Annotated in this window: 17 protein-coding genes; 15 read left to right on the forward strand and 2 right to left on the reverse strand. The window is 69.0% G+C overall.

What is annotated here, in order from left to right:
* Positions 1 to 7: 7 nt before the first annotated feature.
* The 8 genes from OG817_RS00865 to OG817_RS00900 all read left to right on the forward strand — a co-directional run bounded on the left by OG817_RS00865 (position 8) and on the right by OG817_RS00900 (position 9,179).
* Positions 8 to 769 carry an NAD(P)-binding domain-containing protein gene (locus OG817_RS00865; RefSeq protein ID WP_406051506.1) on the forward strand — a complete coding sequence of 254 codons (762 nt, stop codon included), beginning with the start codon at positions 8 to 10 and terminating at the stop codon, positions 767 to 769.
* Positions 770 to 1,037: 268 nt separating this feature from the next.
* A complete protein-coding gene (locus OG817_RS00870) occupies positions 1,038 to 1,685 on the forward strand; it encodes a 50S ribosomal protein L25/general stress protein Ctc (protein WP_406051507.1) in 648 nt (215 codons plus the stop codon).
* A 42-nt stretch (positions 1,686 to 1,727) separates the two neighbouring features.
* Positions 1,728 to 2,303, forward strand: a complete 576-nt coding sequence (gene pth, locus OG817_RS00875; RefSeq protein ID WP_396397893.1) for an aminoacyl-tRNA hydrolase — start codon at positions 1,728 to 1,730, stop codon at positions 2,301 to 2,303.
* Complete coding sequence (mfd, locus tag OG817_RS00880) at positions 2,300 to 5,938, forward strand: transcription-repair coupling factor (protein WP_406051509.1); 3,639 nt, start codon at positions 2,300 to 2,302, stop codon at positions 5,936 to 5,938. Before pth ends, mfd begins: the two co-directional genes overlap by 4 nt.
* Positions 5,939 to 5,966: 28 nt before the next feature.
* On the forward strand, positions 5,967 to 6,596 hold the full coding sequence (locus tag OG817_RS00885) for a hypothetical protein (protein ID WP_406051510.1): 630 nt from the start codon (positions 5,967 to 5,969) through the stop codon (positions 6,594 to 6,596).
* 9 nt (positions 6,597 to 6,605) lie between these two features.
* A complete protein-coding gene (locus OG817_RS00890; RefSeq protein WP_406051511.1) occupies positions 6,606 to 7,589 on the forward strand; it encodes a MazG family protein in 984 nt (327 codons plus the stop codon).
* Positions 7,590 to 7,812: 223 nt separating this feature from the next.
* Positions 7,813 to 8,667 (forward strand): phosphotransferase enzyme family protein, encoded by an 855-nt coding sequence (locus OG817_RS00895; protein ID WP_406051512.1) that lies wholly within the window; start codon positions 7,813 to 7,815, stop codon positions 8,665 to 8,667.
* A 2-nt stretch (positions 8,668 to 8,669) separates the two neighbouring features.
* A complete protein-coding gene (locus tag OG817_RS00900; protein ID WP_406051514.1) occupies positions 8,670 to 9,179 on the forward strand; it encodes an NUDIX domain-containing protein in 510 nt (169 codons plus the stop codon).
* Here the strand turns inward: OG817_RS00900 and OG817_RS00905 are convergent.
* Positions 9,165 to 9,611 (reverse strand): hypothetical protein, encoded by a 447-nt coding sequence (locus OG817_RS00905; protein WP_406051515.1) that lies wholly within the window; start codon positions 9,609 to 9,611, stop codon positions 9,165 to 9,167. The two genes, OG817_RS00900 and OG817_RS00905, sit on opposite strands and share 15 nt — an antisense overlap.
* A 75-nt stretch (positions 9,612 to 9,686) precedes the next feature.
* Between OG817_RS00905 and OG817_RS00910 the strand changes: the two genes are divergently transcribed.
* The 5 genes from OG817_RS00910 to OG817_RS00930 are packed head-to-tail and all read left to right on the forward strand — an operon-like array spanning position 9,687 to position 13,568.
* The gene (locus OG817_RS00910) at positions 9,687 to 10,232 is read left to right on the forward strand and encodes an RNA 2'-phosphotransferase (RefSeq protein ID WP_406051516.1); all 546 of its coding nucleotides are present in this window, start codon (positions 9,687 to 9,689) and stop codon (positions 10,230 to 10,232) included.
* 39 nt (positions 10,233 to 10,271) lie between these two features.
* Positions 10,272 to 11,552: a phosphopyruvate hydratase gene (gene eno / locus OG817_RS00915; protein ID WP_406051517.1), complete on the forward strand. Its 1,281-nt coding sequence runs from the start codon at positions 10,272 to 10,274 to the stop codon at positions 11,550 to 11,552.
* A gap of 21 nt (positions 11,553 to 11,573) precedes the next feature.
* Complete coding sequence (locus OG817_RS00920) at positions 11,574 to 12,179, forward strand: septum formation initiator family protein (protein ID WP_406051518.1); 606 nt, start codon at positions 11,574 to 11,576, stop codon at positions 12,177 to 12,179.
* Positions 12,176 to 12,658, forward strand: coding sequence for a DUF501 domain-containing protein (locus OG817_RS00925; protein WP_406051519.1), 483 nt, complete (start codon positions 12,176 to 12,178; stop codon positions 12,656 to 12,658). Before OG817_RS00920 ends, OG817_RS00925 begins: the two co-directional genes overlap by 4 nt.
* Complete coding sequence (locus OG817_RS00930; protein WP_406051520.1) at positions 12,651 to 13,568, forward strand: exopolyphosphatase; 918 nt, start codon at positions 12,651 to 12,653, stop codon at positions 13,566 to 13,568. The genes OG817_RS00925 and OG817_RS00930 overlap by 8 nt, the downstream gene beginning before the upstream one ends.
* Here the strand turns inward: OG817_RS00930 and OG817_RS00935 are convergent.
* Complete coding sequence (locus OG817_RS00935) at positions 13,565 to 14,146, reverse strand: TetR/AcrR family transcriptional regulator (RefSeq protein ID WP_406051521.1); 582 nt, start codon at positions 14,144 to 14,146, stop codon at positions 13,565 to 13,567. The two genes, OG817_RS00930 and OG817_RS00935, sit on opposite strands and share 4 nt — an antisense overlap.
* A gap of 145 nt (positions 14,147 to 14,291) precedes the next feature.
* Between OG817_RS00935 and OG817_RS00940 the strand changes: the two genes are divergently transcribed.
* Both OG817_RS00940 and OG817_RS00945 read left to right on the forward strand, forming a co-directional pair.
* Positions 14,292 to 15,713, forward strand: coding sequence for an MFS transporter (locus OG817_RS00940; RefSeq protein ID WP_406051522.1), 1,422 nt, complete (start codon positions 14,292 to 14,294; stop codon positions 15,711 to 15,713).
* Positions 15,714 to 15,818: 105 nt separating this feature from the next.
* Positions 15,819 to 16,649, forward strand: coding sequence for a uracil-DNA glycosylase (locus tag OG817_RS00945; protein WP_406051523.1), 831 nt, complete (start codon positions 15,819 to 15,821; stop codon positions 16,647 to 16,649).
* Positions 16,650 to 16,660: the final 11 nt, after the last annotated feature.

Genomic DNA, 16,660 nt, shown 5'->3' on the forward strand with positions numbered 1-16,660 from the left:
CTGGCCCATGCGAATCGCTGTCTTCCATCCCGGTGCGATGGGCTCGAAGCTCGCGGCCCAACTGGTCGCCGCCGGGCACGAGGTGCACTGGGTGCCGGAGGGACGGAGTGAGGCTTCCGCTGCGCGCGCGGCGGAAGCCGGCCTGATCGGTACGCCGTTCGCCGATGCGGTGCGTGAGGCCGACGCGGTGCTGTGCTCGTGCGCTCCTCAGGGCGCGGTGGACATCGCCAAGCAGGTCGGCAGCGCGGGCTTCGGCGGCCTGTACATCGAGGCGAACCCGCTGTCCCCGATGTCGTTGCGTGAGGCGCAGTCCGCCGTACCGGAGGCGACGTTCGTGGACGCCGGTGTGGTTGGCCCACCGCCGACCGGTGGGCCGAGTCCGACACATCTGATGCTGTCCGGTGCTGCTGCTGATCAAGCGGCTGGGTTGTGGGCCGGCACTGCGGTCACCGCGATGGTGGTCGGCGCGGAGCCGGGTGCGGCCAGCGCGGCCAAGTCGTCGTACGCCCTCTACAACAAGGGCAAGGCAGCGCTCGCGGTGCTGGCCTTTCAACTGGCCGAGAAGCACGGTGTCACGGAGGCATTGACTGCGCAGCAGGTCCGCGCGGACGCGGGATCGCTTAAGGATCCCGGGCTGCCGGAGCAGCTGCGGAGCGTCGCTTGGCGCTGGGGACCCGAGTTCGACGAACTCGCTGCCACGCTGGACGCCGCCGGCCTCGAAGGCGATGCGGCCCGAGCGCTCCGTCAGGTCTGGACCAAGCTCACCTGAGCCTTCGGAAAAGGGTCACGGGGAGTGGTGGCGGAGCCGGAGCAAAGTGCCTGGGGGAACGGATTTCCCGTCTGGGCGGAGTGGTGGGTAGACTGTTTTGGTTGCCTCGGCGAGGGACGCCCCCCGAGAACTGTTGGGCGCGGCTCCGTGATCGACGCGGTGGTTCGTTGCCTGACGCCTTCTCCGGGGTCACAAAGCGCCCGCTGAGGCCGCAGCCGAGTTCCACCTAGTCAACTGATCACCGCAACGCATCTGAGGAGTTCATCTCGTGGCCGAGGTCAAGATCCAAGCCGAAGCGCGCACGGAGTTCGGCAAGGGTGCTGCCCGCCGAATCCGCCGGGACAACAAGGTTCCCGCCGTCCTGTACGGCCACGGCAGTGACCCGGTGCACATCACGCTGCCCGGTCACGACACCATGCTGGCCCTGAAGACCGCCAACGCCCTGCTGTTGATCGAGGTCGGCGGTGGCGAGAGCCACCTGGCGCTGCCGAAGCAGGTTCAGCGCGACCCGATCAAGGGCTTCATCGAGCATGTCGACCTGGTCATGGTCCGGCGCGGTGAGAAGGTCCAGGTCGACATCGCCGTCCACCTCGAGGGCGAGGCCGTCAGCGACACGCTGGTCGTGCTGGAGCAGCCGAGCGTGCTGGTCGAGGCCGAGGCGACCCACATCCCCGACGGGGTCACCGTCTCCATCGAGGGCCTCGACGTCGGCGCCCAGATCCACGCCTCCGACCTGCCGCTGCCGGCCGGTACGACGCTGGCGATCGAGCCCGACACCCTGATCGTGAACATCACCCAGGCGCAGACCGCCGAGCAGGTCGACGCCGAGCTGGCCGACGCCGAGGCCGAGGCCGGCATCGAGCGGGACGAGCCGGAGGCCCCGGCCGAAGAGCCGGTCGCCGCTGCCGCGGAGTAGTCAGCACTCAGCACACAGCGACATTCTGGAGGGCCGGGATCCGTGGCGGACGACGTGTGGTTGGTCGTCGGACTGGGGAATCCCGGCCCTTCCTATGCGCGCACCCGGCACAACATCGGTCACCTGGTGGCCGACGAACTGGCCGCCCGGACCGGCGGCAAGTGGAAGCAGCACAAGCAGGTCAAGTCCGAGGTGATCGAGACCCGGATCAGCGGGATCCGGACCGTGCTGGCCAGGCCCCGGTCGTACATGAACGAATCCGGTGGGCCGGTGTCCGGGCTGCTGAAGTTCTTCAAGGTCGAGCCCGCCAGCCTGGTCGTGGTTCACGACGAGCTGGACATCGACTTCGGCGTACTGCGCTGCAAGTTCGGCGGCGGGGACAACGGGCACAACGGGCTGAAGTCGATCCGGAAATCGCTTGGCACCGGTGAGTACTATCGAGTCCGGTTCGGTGTGGGTCGTCCGCCGGGCCGGCAGAACCCCGCCGACTTCGTCCTGAACGAGTTCTCCTCGACCGAACGCAAGGACCTCCCCTTCGCGGTCGACCGGACCGCGGACGCGGTCGAGTCGCTGCTCACCGACGGCCTCGATGTCACTCAAGGGAAGTACAACTCGTGAAGCTGAGCGGTCTGGTCGACACCCTGATCACCGATCCGGTGGTGGCCCAGGCCGTTCGTGATGCCCGGAGTTCCACCCAGCCGGACGGCGTCACGACTCTTGACCTGAGCGCACCGGGGCCGATCCGCCCGGTCCTGCTGGCCGCGATCGCGTCGGAGCAGAAGGGCGCCGATCGCCCGGTGCTCGCGGTCACCGCGACGCTCCGCGAGGCGGAGGAGCTCACCGAGGCACTGCAGTGCCTGGTCGAGCCCGGCACGGTCGCCTACTACCCGGCCTGGGAGACCCTCCCGCACGAGCGGCTCTCGCCCCGGTCGGACACGGTCGGCCGTCGGCTCGCCGTACTGCGCCGGCTGGCGCACCCGGATCCGTCGGACGAGACGACCGGGCCGATCAAGATCCTGGTCGCGCCGGTGCGGTCGGTGCTGCAGCCGCAGGTGGCCGGGCTGGCCGACCTGAAGCCGGTGCAGTTGCACGTCGGCGACTCGGTCGAGCTCGAGGATGTCGTCGAGCAGCTGGCCGGGGCGGCGTACCACCGGGTTGACCTGGTCGAGCGGCGCGGCGAGTTCGCGGTCCGCGGCGGCATCATCGACGTCTTCCCGCCGACCGAGGAACACCCGCTGCGGGTCGACTTCTTCGGCGACGACATCGAGGAGATCCGGTACTTCGCGGTCGCCGACCAGCGGTCGCTGGAGATCGCCGAGCACGGCCTGTGGGCTCCTCCGTGCCGTGAGTTGCTGCTGACCGACGAGGTCCGCGCCCGGGCCGCCGTACTGGCGAAGGAGCACCCGGAGCTGGCCGAGCTGTTCGAGAAGCTGGCCGAAGGACATGCCGTCGAGGGTATGGAGTCACTGGCGCCCGTGCTGGTCGACGACATGGAGTTGCTGGTCGACCTGATGCCGGCCGGGACGCACGTCGTGGTCAGCGACCCGGAGCGCGTGCGGGCTCGCGCGCACGACCTGGTCGCGACCAGCCAGGAGTTCCTGGAGGCGTCGTGGGCGGCCGCTGCCGGTGGTGGCGAGGCCCCGATCGACCTGGGCGCGGCGGCGTACATGGCGCTCGGCGACGTCCGGGAGCATGCGCTGGGCAAGGGCCTGGCCTGGTGGAGCCTGTCGCCGTTCGCGGCGGCCCCGACCGACGCGCCGGAGCTGCGCGACTCGATGGGCGAGCGGATCTCGTTCGACATCGACCCGGACGCCGGCGCGGTCCGGAGCCGGGTGATCGCGGCGCACGAGGTCGACCCGTACCGCGGTGAGACGGCGGCCGCGGTCGAGGACGTCCGTGGATGGCTGCGCGACGGCTGGCGCGTCGTCTGCGTCACCGAGGGCCACGGCCCCGCGCAGCGCCTGGCCGAGGTCTTCTCCGAGGCCGAGCTGCCGGCTCGCGCGGTCGAGGGCATCGACGAGATCCCGGCGCCGGGCGTCGTCCTGATCTCGCAGGGCCAGCTGGACCACGGATTCATTGCCGAGGGCATCAAGCTCGCCGTTCTCACCGAGAACGACCTGGCCGGTCAGCGGTCAGCGGCCGAACGGCGTTCGCAGCAGCGGATGCCCTCGCGCCGGAGGAAGACGATCGATCCGCTGGAGCTGCAGCCCGGCGACTACGTCGTGCACGAGCAGCACGGCGTCGGCCGGTACGTCGAGATGATGCAGCGGACCGTCGGCACTGGTGCCCAGCGGGCCACCCGCGAGTACGTCGTGATCGAGTTCGCGCCGAGCAAGCGCGGCCAGCCCGGCGACCGGCTGTACGTGCCGACCGACCAGCTCGACCAGGTCACCCGGTACGTCGGCGGCGAGCAGCCGTCCCTGGACAAGATGGGCGGCGGCGACTGGGCCAAGCGCAAGGGCCGTGCGCGCAAGGCGGTCCGGCAGATCGCCGGCGAGCTGATCAAGCTGTACGCCGCCCGCCAGGCGACCAAGGGCCACGCGTTCGCCAAGGACACCCCGTGGCAGCGCGAGCTCGAGGACGCGTTCCCGTTCGTGGAGACGCCGGATCAGCTGGCCACGATCGACGACGTGAAGCACGACATGGAACGCATCACGCCGATGGACCGGATCGTGTGTGGCGACGTCGGTTACGGCAAGACCGAGATCGCCGTCCGTGCTGCCTTCAAGGCGGTGCAGGACGGCAAGCAGGTCGCCATATTGGTTCCGACGACGCTGCTGGTGCAGCAGCACTATGCGACTTTCGCCGAGCGGTACGCCGCCTTCCCGGTCAATGTGGCGCCGCTGTCGCGGTTCCAGACCGACAAGGAGGCCAAGGCCGCGATCGACGGGCTGGCCGACGGGACCATCGACGTCGTGATCGGCACGCACCGGCTGCTGTCCGGCGAGGTGCAGTTCAAGGACCTCGGGCTCGTCGTCGTCGACGAGGAGCAGCGGTTCGGCGTCGAGCACAAGGAGCAGCTGAAGCGGCTGCGAACCGCGGTCGACGTACTGACGATGTCCGCGACGCCGATCCCTCGGACCCTGGAGATGTCGATCACCGGCATCCGCGAGATGTCCACGATCGCGACGCCGCCGGAGGAGCGGCACCCGGTGCTGACCTTCGTCGGCGCGTACGAAGAGGGCCAGGTGACCGCCGCGATCCGGCGTGAGCTGCTCCGCGAGGGCCAGGTCTTCGTCGTCCACAACCGGGTCAACACGATCGAGAAGGCGGCCGCCCGGATCCGCCAGCTCGTCCCGGAGGCCCGGGTTTCGGTGGCCCACGGCCAGATGAACGAGCACACGCTCGAGAACGTGATCCAGGGCTTCTGGGAGAAGCAGTCCGACGTGATCGTCTGTACGACGATCGTCGAGTCCGGGATCGACATCTCGAACGCGAACACGATGATCGTCGAGCGGTCCGATCTGCTCGGCCTGTCCCAGCTGCACCAGCTCCGCGGCCGGGTCGGCCGTGGCCGGGAACGCGCGTACGCGTACTTCTTCTTCCCGCCGGAGAAGCCGCTGACCGAGACCGCGCACGACCGGCTGGCCACGATCGCGCAGCACGCCGATCTGGGCGGTGGGATGGCGGTCGCGATGAAGGACCTGGAGATCCGCGGCGCCGGCAACCTGCTCGGCGGCGAGCAGTCCGGGCACATCGCCGACGTCGGCTTCGATCTCTACGTCCGGCTGGTCGGCGAGGCGGTCGCGGAGTACCGCGGCGACACCCAGGTCGAGGAGCCCGAGGTCAAGATCGAGCTGCCGATCGACGCGCATCTGCCGCACGACTACATCCCGTCGCAGCGGCTCCGGCTGGAGATGTACCAGCGGCTGGCCGCGGTCCGCGACGACGAGGGCATCGCCGAGCTGGTCGAGGAGTTGCACGACCGGTACGGCGACATCCCGCAGCCGGTGCTGAACTTGATCGAGGTGGCGAAGTTCCGCAACCATGCCCGCCGGGCGGGGCTGCACGACGTCACCCTGCAGGGGAATCTGATCCGGTTCGGACCGGTCGAGCTGCCCGATTCGAAGGTGCTGCGGCTGAACAGGCTGTACCCGAAGAGTCTGGTGAAGCCGCAACTGCGTACGATCCTGGTGCCGAGACCTGCCACCCGGCCGGTCGCCGGTCAGCCGCTCCGTGACCAGGAGTTGCTGCAGTGGTGCGCCCGGTTGATCGATGACGTGATCGCCGAACCGATCAGGGTGCCGGCGTGAACCTGGACGGAAGACACGAGGAGATTCGGTGAGCACATCTCGACGGCTTGGGGCGATCGGTGTGGCAGTGGCCATGGTGCTGCTGGCCGGCGGCTGCGCGGCGGGAACGCACCCGGGCGCGGCGGCCGTGGTCGGCGGGACCGAGATCAGCATCGGCGACGTCGACGAGACCTCGCGCGCGGTCACCAATGCTCTCGGTCAGGACTTCACCGCCGGCGTCACGCTGAGCGAGATGGTCAACTCGGTGCTGGTGTCCAAGGTCAGCGAAGAGAAGTCGATCTCGGTCAGCGACGCGGAGACCGCCGAGGCCGCGAAGCTCGTGGTCGGCGACGAGGCGGCATTCCAGAAGTTCCAGGCGAATCCGGTGTCGCGCGACTTCCTGAACGGTGTCGCGCAGGCGGCGGTCGCGACCATCAAGCTCGGCGGCGGCTCCGGCGTGAACGACCCGCAGGCGCAGCAGAAGCAGCAGAACGGCATGGCGGTCGTCAAGGACGCGTCGAAGAACATCGACGTCAGCATCGCGCCACGGTTCGGCCAGTGGACCGACGGCGCCATCGACGGCAAGGTCTCCGGCTCGCTGTCCGAGGAGTCCGACCAGGCCAAGGCCAAGCGCGAGGCCCAGGAACAGCAGCAGCAACAGCAGCAGGGCCAGGGCTGAGGTTCCCGCATGACCACTGGTGGGATCAAGGTGGTCCTCACCAGCCCTCGGGTGGCGCCGGGCCTGCTGACTCGTGCCGCCTGGCAGGTGCTGGGCGACGCCGCCGAGATCGGCGCCTCGGGTGGTCCGTCACGCTCTGATGTCCAGGCAGTGGTCGGCTCCGGACTGGTCGTCACCCAGGTCGAGGGCGGGCTCACCGAGGCCTGGACCTGGTTGTCAGCCGCGGCCGCCTCAGGCCGTCAGGTCGCCTGGCTCGTCGGTGAGGACGGCGAACCCGGGCTGCTCCGCGTGGTAGCCGACCAGATCAGCCGGGAGCCGCGGCCGCCGTACGACGTGGAGATCCTGCACGGCTCGTACGACGTACCCGGCGCGCGACTCATCGACCTCGTCCGCGTCATGGACCGCCTCCGCCGCAACTGCCCCTGGGACCAGGAGCAAACCCACGAGACCTTGGCGAAGTACCTCCTCGAGGAAACCTACGAAACCCTCGAAGCCATCGACACCGGCAACCGCCCTCACCTCCGCGAAGAACTGGGCGACCTGTTGCTACAGGTAGCCTTCCACTCCCGCATCGCCGAGGAAGACAGCTCCGACGACGGATTCTCGATCGACGACGTCTCCGGGGATATCGTCGAGAAACTCGTCCGCCGGCACCCCCACGTCTTCGGCACCGTGGACGCGGCCGACGCCGCCGCCGTCGAGGCCAACTGGGAAACCATCAAAGCCGCAGAGAAGCAGCGCTCCTCCGTCCTGGAAGGAATCCCGCTCGCCCTCCCGGCCCTGGCCCTGGCCGACAAAATCCTCGGCCGCGCCGCCAAGGTCCTGCCCGCCGAGCTGACACCAGCGGCGCCCGGCACCGAGGCTGAGCGCATCGGCAGGGAGCTGCTGGCGCTGGTCCTCGAGGCTCGCACCCTCGATGTCGACGCCGAACAGGCACTCCGGACCGCGATCCAGCAGCTGACCGCGGAGATTCGCGCCGCCGAGGCGTCCTGACCCACGGCGGTCACCCGCGCGAACGCGGCCGTCCACATCCCGAGGACCAGCGAGTGCGCGGACCTGTGCCACTCACCAACTACTCATCGCGTGACCGGCTCACGCTCAGCGGGCTGCTGCCACTTGCAGGTCACGGGCGATGGTGAGTGGGGGAGGTCCGCCTCGTGGTGGTGCTGCTGGGAAATCGGATGCGGGGGTGGTGTGTGGCTGGCAGGGTGGGGCGGTGGATGTCACCGGAGTGTTGCTTGAGCGGTGGGATCTCAAGCCCACACAGGTGGAGGAACTGACCGGCGGGATGAACTCCGCTGTGTGGCTTGCCGCCGCGGACGGCTGGCGGGTGGTGGTGAAGTCCGTGGACGTGGGGGATGGCGCGTTCGTGCCTGGGCTGGAGTTGGCGGTGCGGGTTGGGGATGCGGGAGTTGTGACCGGGCGGCCGGTGGCTAGTCAGGCGGGCCGGGTGGCCGAGCGGGTGGGGGACCGGCTGGTTGGGGTGCTGGAGTTCGTTGACGGGCGGCCGCTGGCGGAGACGGTTGAGGATCAGCGTGCGGTCGGCGAGTTGCTCGGGCGGGTGCATGGTGTGTCGGCGACGCCGCCGGGGGAGTTGGCGGACTGGCTTCACCTGCTGACGCAGTTCGATGAGTACTTGGATCTGGAAGCGTGGATCCGGCCGGCGGTTGAGGGCGCGGTAGAGGGTGTGCAGGCGCTCGACGGCCTGTCCTGGGCCGGGTTGCACGGAGATCCGGCGGCTGAGGCGTTCCTGCGGCAGCCCGATGGTGAGGTCGCGTTGATCGACTGGGGTGGCGCGATGCATGGGCCGGTGCTGTACGACGTGGCGTCGGCGGTCATGTACGCCGGCACCCCGGACCACGTCGTACCCGCGTATCTCGAGCAGCGGCCGGAGTCTGCCCACGAGGTCGAGACCGGCCTCACAGCGTTCCTCCGGCTCCGATGGGCGGTCCAGGCCGGGTACTTCGCCTGGCGGTGTGCGACCGACGTCCGCACAGGCATCGCCGACCCAGCCGAGAACCGCAAGGGCCTCGCCGACGCCCGCCGCGCCTTCGCCTCCGAGGAGCACTGACTGTGGAACAACAGGTTGGCTGGGCAGGGCAGCCGGAGGACATCGCTTGCGTGGGTCCGGACGGCAACTTCAAGCTGCGGGCCGGGGCGATCGTCCGCGATCGCGACCGGATCCTGTTGTGCGCAGTCGATGACCTCGACGGCTGGTTCCTGCCCGGTGGGAAGGTCGCGTACGGCGAGCCTGCGGCGGCCGCTGCGGTCCGTGAACTCCGCGAGGAGATGCAGCTCGAGCTGACCGTCGGTGAACTCCGGCTGGTCACCGAGGACATGCTGACCCTGAACGGCACGCTGCATCAGGAGGTCTGCTTCTACTACGAGTTCGCCTGGGCCGACGGCCTCTCGCCGGACGCGGCGCAGGACACCGTGGAGCTCGCGCACAGTTTCCGCTGGGTTCGCCGCGCTGACCTGGGCGGCGTGGATCTCCTGCCGCCACAGATCCGGGACTGCCTGATGGAGGACGCGACCGAGCTCCGCCACCTGGCCATCGATCGCAGGAGCTCAGACGCCGGCTAGGTCCCGCCGGATCGCCGTCTCGGTGGCAACCCAGTTCTCGAACAGGTAGCGGTGAGCCACCACGGGCTTGATGGCCGCGATCACGTCAGGCTTGTCGTCGACGAAGTGGGTGATGGCGAGGTCGGCGCAGTGGATCGCCTTCTGTGGTCGGCGCAGGCAGAAGCGAACGTTGCCGTTGGCAATCCCGGTCCGCTCGAAGAAGCGGTGATGACGCAACCAATCCAGCGACCGCTGCTGCACCCTCGGCCCGCACTTCGAGACCAGCCAGGCCTCGTCGAACAGCGGCACCAGCCGTGCGATCGCCTCGAACGCACCCGGTACGGCGGGCGTCCGCAGCATCGCCGCGGTGTCGCCGGAGAAGAACGACGTGTCCCCGGACCCCGACGATCCGTCGATGATGACCCGTCCGATATCAATCCCCAATCTCCTCATACCTCAAGGCTCACCCGCCGCAGTACTTCAGCAGAACTAGTAATCAGCACACCAGCTATAGTTTCGGATGCTGTCGTGAGCAGAGACAGCCGGATGGTCTCGCGGCTGCTCAGGCACACGGCGGGTGAGCGTGGACTCACGATGAGTGCGGACGGCTGGGCGGCGATCAGCGACGTGCTCGAACTGCTGCACTTGACCCGCGAGCGGCTGGACGCCGCAGTCCGGGACAACGACAAGCAGCGGCTCCAGGTCGACAGAGACCGAATCCGGGCTTGTCAGGGGCACTCACGCGCAGGGATGCCGGTGACACGTGAAGCCTTGGAGAACAGTTGGGAACGGGTGCACCCCGACCACCTGCTCTGGCACGGGACCAATGGCCAGGCACTGTCCGCGATTCAGCACGAGTGTCTCAAGCCGGGGCGACGTACGCACGTCCATCTCGCGCAGTCCAAGGACAGCCAGGTCGGACGGCGATCGGCCGTGGATGTCTTGCTGGGCGTGGATCCAGGCAATCTGGCGGTCTATCGGGCGCCCAACGGAGTGTTACTGACGCGGGAGGTACCGCCGGATGCGATCGTTAGGGTCGACGCGGTCCACCGGGCTCGGTGGTCTGACGGCTAGGCTCGGGACCGATTCGTCATCGAGAACTTGGGAGTCAATGTGGCCACCATCGAGGCCGTCGGCGCCCGCGAGATCCTCGACTCGCGCGGCAACCCCACTGTCGAGGTCGAGGTTCTGCTCGACGACGACACAGTCGCCCGGGCGGCCGTCCCGTCGGGCGCGTCCACCGGCCAGTTCGAGGCCGTCGAACTGCGTGACGGCGACAAGGCCCGGTACGGCGGCAAGGGCGTCCTGAAGGCCGTCACGGCCATCCTGGAGGACATCGACAAGGAGATCGTCGGGTACGACGTCCATGAGCAGCGGCTGATCGACCACGCGCTGCTGGACCTCGACGGCACCCCGAACAAGGCCAAGCTGGGCGCGAACGCCATCCTCGGCGTCAGCCTCGCAGTGGCCAAGGCGGCCGCGGACAGCGCCGGCCTGCCGCTGTTCCGCTACGTCGGCGGCCCGAACGCGCACGTCCTGCCGGTGCCGATGATGAACATCCTGAACGGCGGTGCGCACGCGGACAGCAACGTCGACGTCCAGGAGTTCATGATCGCCCCGATCGGCGCGGCCACCTATGGCGAGGCGCTGATGCAGGGCGCGACCGTCTACCACGCGCTGAAGGCGGTGCTGAAGGAGCGCGGCCTGTCCACCGGCCTCGGCGACGAGGGCGGCTTCGCGCCGAACCTGGCCAGCAACCGCGAGGCGCTCGACCTGATCGCGGTCGCGGTCGAGAAGACCGGTCTGCAGCTCGGCAAGGATATCGCGCTGGCGATGGACGTGGCCGCGAGCGAGTTCCACACCGACGGCGTGTACGCGTTCGAGGGCGGCAAGAAGTCGGCCGACGAGATGATCGCGTACTACGCCGACCTGGTCGCGTCGTACCCGATCGTGTCGATCGAGGACCCGCTGAACGAGGAGGACTGGGACGGCTGGAAGGCCATCACCACCGAGCTGGGCACCAAGACCCAGCTGGTCGGCGACGACCTGTTCGTCACCAACGTCGAGCGGCTGCAGCGCGGTATCACCGAGAAGGCGGCGAACAGCCTGCTGGTCAAGGTGAACCAGATCGGTTCGCTGACCGAGACCCTGGACGCGGTCGACCTGGCCCACCGCAGCGGCTTCACCTGCATGATGAGCCACCGCTCCGGCGAGACCGAGGACACCACCATCGCCGACCTTGCGGTCGCGACGAACTGTGGCCAGATCAAGTCCGGTGCCCCGGCCCGGTCCGACCGCACCGCGAAGTACAACCAGCTGCTGCGGATCGAGGAGGAGCTGGACGACGCCGCGGCGTACGCCGGTCGCTCCGCCTTCCCGCGGTACCAGGGCTGACCCAGGAGGATTCGAGACAGCATGCCGTCCCGTCGGGAATCCGGTGCACGACCCGGCTCGCGTCCGTCGAGCCGTACCCAGTCGCGTCCACCGGCCCGGCGGGGCGACCAGCCCAAACGCCGTACGACGGGAACGGCCGCCGGACCGGCTCGGACTCGGGGCTCCCGCAACCTGACCGGCCGGGCGGCCGTCGTACTGCTGGTGCTGGGTGCGCTGATCGTGTCGTACGCGCAGAGCCTGCGGGTGTGGTTCGACCAGCACCAGCAGATCACCGCGCTGCAGCAGGAGATCCGGGACCGGGAGAAGCGGGTCGGCGAACTGAACGACGAGATCGCCCGCTGGAACGACGACGCCTACGTGAAGGCGCAGGCGCGGCAGCGGCTCGGCTGGGTGATGCCGGGCGAGGTCGGCTACCGGGTGATCGGCGCGGACGGGAAGCCGGTCGGTGCGCCGCCGGAGCCCAACACACCGGCGGACGGTACGGCGGACGCGCAGAAGCCGACCTGGTACACGAAGCTCTGGGGGAGTGTCGAAGGCGCCGGCGAACCGCCCGCGCCGCCGGCCACCACCCCGGCCAAACCCACCCCGAAGCCGATCATCACGCCCTCTCCCAAGGCGACCCGGTGAGCGTCAGCCCCGAGGACACCGAAGCGGTCAGCAAGCAGTTGGGCCGGACCGCCCGTGGCATCCGCTCGATCGCGCACCGCTGCAGTTGCGGCCTGCCCGACGTTGTCGAGACAGAGCCACGGCTGCCGGACGGTACGCCGTTCCCGACCACGTACTACGTGACCTGCCCGCGACTGGCGTCGGCGATCGGCACGCTCGAGGCCGAGGGCATGATGAAGGAAATGACCGATCGGCTCGGCACCGACGCCGACCTGGCGGCGAAGTATCAGGCGGCGCATGAGTCCTACCTCGCCCATCGCGAGTCCATTGAGCATGTCGAGGAGATCGCCGGTATCACCGCCGGTGGCATGCCGGCGCGCGTCAAATGCCTCCACGTTCTCGTCGGCCACTCCCTGGCAGCCGGCCCCGGTGTGAACCCCCTCGGCGACGAGGCCCTCGCCGCCCTGGACGACTGGGGCCGCCGAGGTCCCTGTGTTTGACCGGGTCGCCGCGGTTGACTGCGGGACCAATTCTCTCCGTCTGCTGATTGCGGATGTGGTGGATGGTGAGCTGAAGCAGATCGATCGGCGGATGACGATCGTGCGGCTCGGGCAGGGTGTGGATGCGACCGGGGCGTTCGCGCCGGAGGCCTTGGAGCGGGTGTTCAAGGCCTCCGACGAGTACGCCGCCGTGATTCGAGCCGCCGGAGCTACGCGGACGCGGTTCGTGGCGACCTCGGCTGCGCGGGATGTGAGCAACCGGGACAAGTTCTTCGCCGGGATCTCGGAACGCTTCGGCGTCGAGCCGGAGATCATCTCAGGTGCCGAGGAGGCCGAGCTCAGCTTCCGCGGAGCGACCGGTGGTCTGAGTGCTCTCGCCGTACCTGGGCCGTACCTCGTCGCGGACATCGGCGGCGGATCCACCGAACTCGTCCTGGGCGACGCGAACGGCGTGATCGCCGCCGAGTCGCTCGACATGGGCTCGGTCCGGATGACCGAGCGGCACCTCGTCTCCGACCCCGCGACGGCAGCCGAACTGGCCGCCGCCACCCAAGACATCGACGCACTCCTGGCCTCCACCACCGTCCCGATCACTGCGGCACGCGCCCTGATCGGGACCGCCGGCACGGTCACCACCGTCGGCGCGGTCGCGTCCAAGCTGACCGAGTACGACGCCGAGCGGATCCATCACTCGCGGATCCCGGGTTCGCTGCTCCGCGAGACGACGCACTGGCTGATGCGGTCGACACGGGCCGAGCGGAGCAGCGTCCCGGTGATCCACCCGGGGCGGGTGGACGTTATCGGCGCCGGCGCGCTCATCCTGCAGCGCCTGTACGACCGGATGGCCGTCGGCGAGGTGATCGTCTCCGAGCACGACATCCTCGATGGCGTCGCCCTCTCGATCGGTTAGTCGGCGGCCCGGGCGCGGACGCCGTCGAGGGCGATCCGGAGCACGCGCTCGCGCTGCTCGTCGTCGACGAACCCGGCGGCGGTCAGGCCGCTGACCATCCGGAGCATGTCGTCGAAGGACACGTCTTTGCGCGCTTCGCCAGCCTCTTGGGCGCGCTCGAACAGCGGCGTCCCGGCGGCGTACATCGCCTCCCGCGCCTCGCTGAACTCGGCAGCCTCCCGATTCAGTGACTCGTAGATCGCGCGCTTGGTCGCGGCGTACGCGACGAACCGGCGCAGCCAGGTGAACAGCGCCTCCCACGGCGGGAGGTCGGCGGCATCCTCGGCGGCGAGGCACAACTCCTCGATCTCGCCCAGGTACACAGCCCGCAGCAGATCCTGGCGGGTCGGGAAGTTGCGGTACAGCGTGCCGATCCCGACGCCGGCCTGCCGCGCGATGTCCTCCAGCGACGCTTCGGTGCCCTTGGTGGAGAACGCGTCCCGGGCAGCGGCGAGCAGCGCGTCGAAGTTCCGTCGCGCGTCGGCCCGCTGCGGCCGTCGTACGTCGACCCGCAGGGCCGGCCTGGTCTCACTCACCATCCGATCACCCTATCCATCGTGTGCCCTACCCGTTGCAAGCGGAGGCAGCCCTCCGCTATAGTGGAGGCATACCTCGACTTTACCAGGCCGGGGAATTCCCGCGCCGCGGGTGCGGCGCGCTCACACCCTTTCGAAGGACTTCTGCATGCCCGGAAATATGTCCTCACCACGAGTGACGCTGGCTGTGCTGGCGTCGGTCGTGGCCGCTTTCTCGATGCTGCAGTCGCTGGTGAGCCCGGCACTGCCCGTCATCCAGCACGACCTGCACACCACCCCGAGCACGGTCACCTGGGTCTTCACCGCGCTCCTGCTGTCCGTCTCCGTCGCGACGCCGCTGCTCGGCCGGATCGGCGACATGACCGGCAAAGAGCGCACTCTGCTCGGCGCGCTGATCGCGCTGGCGGTCGGCTGTCTGATCGCCGCGCTCGCCCCGAACATCGGCGTACTGATCGCGGCCCGGGTCGTCCAGGGCGTCGGGGGCGCGGTGTTCCCGCTGTCGTTCGGCATCATCCGGGACGAATTCCCGAGCGAGCGCGTGCCGTCGGTGGTCGGCGTGGTCTCCGCTATCATCGCGGCCGGCGGCGGGCTCGGAATCGTGCTGGCCGGCCCGATCGTGGAGGCGCTCGGTTGGCGCTGGCTGTTCTGGGTCCCGCTGATCGTGATCGCCCTTGCGTCGGTGCTTGTACGCCGCTATGTCCCCGAGTCACCTGTTCGTGTGCCCGGCCGGATCGATTGGCTGGCTGCCGCGTTCCTGTCCGGTTGGCTGATCGCTCTCCTGCTGCCGTTGAGTGCTGGGCGGTCGTGGGGCTGGGGTTCGGCGCGGACGATCGTGCTGTTCGCGGCTGCCGTCGTACTGCTGGCCGGCTGGATCACTGTTGAGCTTCGGTCGCGGAACCCGCTGATCGACATGCGGATGATGCGGCTGCCGGCGGTCTGGACGACGAACCTGGTGGCGCTGCTGTTCGGTGCGGCGATGTTCGCGGTGTACGCGTTCGTGCCGCAGTTCATGCAGATCCCGAAGGCTGCGGGCTTCGGGTTCGGCTCGAGCGTGACGCAGGCGGGTCTCTTGATGCTGCCGATGCTGGTCACGATGGCCGTCACCGGGTCCCTCAGTGGTCCCATCACGCCGTACTTCGGTGTGAAGTCCCAGGTGGTCTGGGGATCGGCGCTGATCCTGGTGGCCTCGCTCGCGTTCGCCGAGCTCCACGATGAGCCCTGGCAGGTCGCGCTCTGGACGGCGGTCTTCGGCATCGGCCTCGGGATGGCCTATGCGTCGATGACGAGCCTGATCGTGCAGAACGTGCCGCGCGAGCAGACAGGAGCGGCGACCGGCATGAACGCCAACATCCGCACCATCGGCGGCTCGATCGGAACGGCCCTGGCCAGCTCCATCATCACCGGCCACACCCAACCCTCCGGCCTCCCCACCGAAGCAGGCTTCACCGACACCTTCCTCCTCCTGGCCGCCTTCGCCGCAGCCGCCGTCCTCCTGGCCCTGGCCATCCCCACCCACCGCCGAGCTCAGCACGCGGCACCGGACCCGCTCCTCGAAGAACTGGTTCGTTAGCCTCGGCAGTCCTCGGTTTCCGGAAAGAAGTCGTCACCAGGAGACGACTTCTTTCCGGAAAGGTATGCCACGTGGGCGGATTCAGACGGGGGCTAGCCTGTGCGGATGAAGCTTCCGCACCCGTTGACGGGGGAGTTGTTCGACAGCCCGGTTCCGCCGGGAACCGGGTGGCCGGAGGATCCCGCGGTACGTCGTACTCCGGTTGCGCGGGATGCGGACGAGGTGATCGCGCTGACCGAGACGCGGGACCTGGGGGAGTTGGAGGCTCGGGTCTCGATGTGCCGGGCCTGCCCGCGACTCGTGGAGTGGCGGGAAGAAGTTGCTATCGGCAAGCGAAAGTCCTTTGCCGGCCAGCCGTACTGGGGCCGGCCGATCCCCGGTTGGGGTGTGGCCGAGCCGCGGATCCTGATCGTCGGCCTCGCGCCCGCGGCGAACGGCGGCAACCGCACCGGTCGCGTCTTCACCGGCGACCGCTCCGGCGACTGGCTGTTCGCCGCGCTCCACCGCGTCGGCCTCGCCAACCAGGCGACCAGCGAACACGCCGGCGACGGCCTCCACCTGATCGGCACCCGCATGATCGCCGCCGTCCGCTGCGCGCCACCCGCCAACAAACCAACGCCGGAAGAACGCGACAACTGTGCACCCTGGTACCGCCGGGAGCTCGAGCTGGTCCTCCCGAGCACCCAGGCCATCGTCTGCCTGGGAAAGTTCGGGTACGACGCCCTCCTCAACGGCCTGGCCGCCCTCGGCGCCACCATCCCCAAACCCCGCCCCAAGTTCGGCCACGGCGTAGAACACCAGCTACGAACCCCTCAGGGCGAGGTCACAGTCCTGGGTTGCTTCCACCCCAGCCAGCAGAACACCTTCACTGGTCGCCTGACCGAAGCGATGCTCGACGCCGTACTCAACCGAGCCCGCACCATCGCTGACATCTGACCGGTTCTACA

The sequence above is a fragment of the Kribbella sp. NBC_00889 genome (assembly GCF_045207705.1).
Classification (GTDB): domain Bacteria; phylum Actinomycetota; class Actinomycetes; order Propionibacteriales; family Kribbellaceae; genus Kribbella.

Excerpts from the sequence above, each read along its gene's own strand:
- OG817_RS00935 (WP_406051521.1), bottom strand. The coding sequence starts at position 14,146 with ATGGTGAGTGAGACCAGGCCGGCCCTGCGGGTCGACGTACGACGGCCG.
- OG817_RS00905 (WP_406051515.1), bottom strand. The coding sequence starts at position 9,611 with ATGAGGAGATTGGGGATTGATATCGGACGGGTCATCATCGACGGATCG.
- OG817_RS00865 (WP_406051506.1), top strand. The coding sequence starts at position 8 with ATGCGAATCGCTGTCTTCCATCCCGGTGCGATGGGCTCGAAGCTCGCG.
- OG817_RS00945 (WP_406051523.1), top strand. The coding sequence starts at position 15,819 with ATGAAGCTTCCGCACCCGTTGACGGGGGAGTTGTTCGACAGCCCGGTT.
- OG817_RS00920 (WP_406051518.1), top strand. The coding sequence starts at position 11,574 with ATGCCGTCCCGTCGGGAATCCGGTGCACGACCCGGCTCGCGTCCGTCG.
- OG817_RS00890 (WP_406051511.1), top strand. The coding sequence starts at position 6,606 with ATGACCACTGGTGGGATCAAGGTGGTCCTCACCAGCCCTCGGGTGGCG.
- OG817_RS00940 (WP_406051522.1), top strand. The coding sequence starts at position 14,292 with ATGCCCGGAAATATGTCCTCACCACGAGTGACGCTGGCTGTGCTGGCG.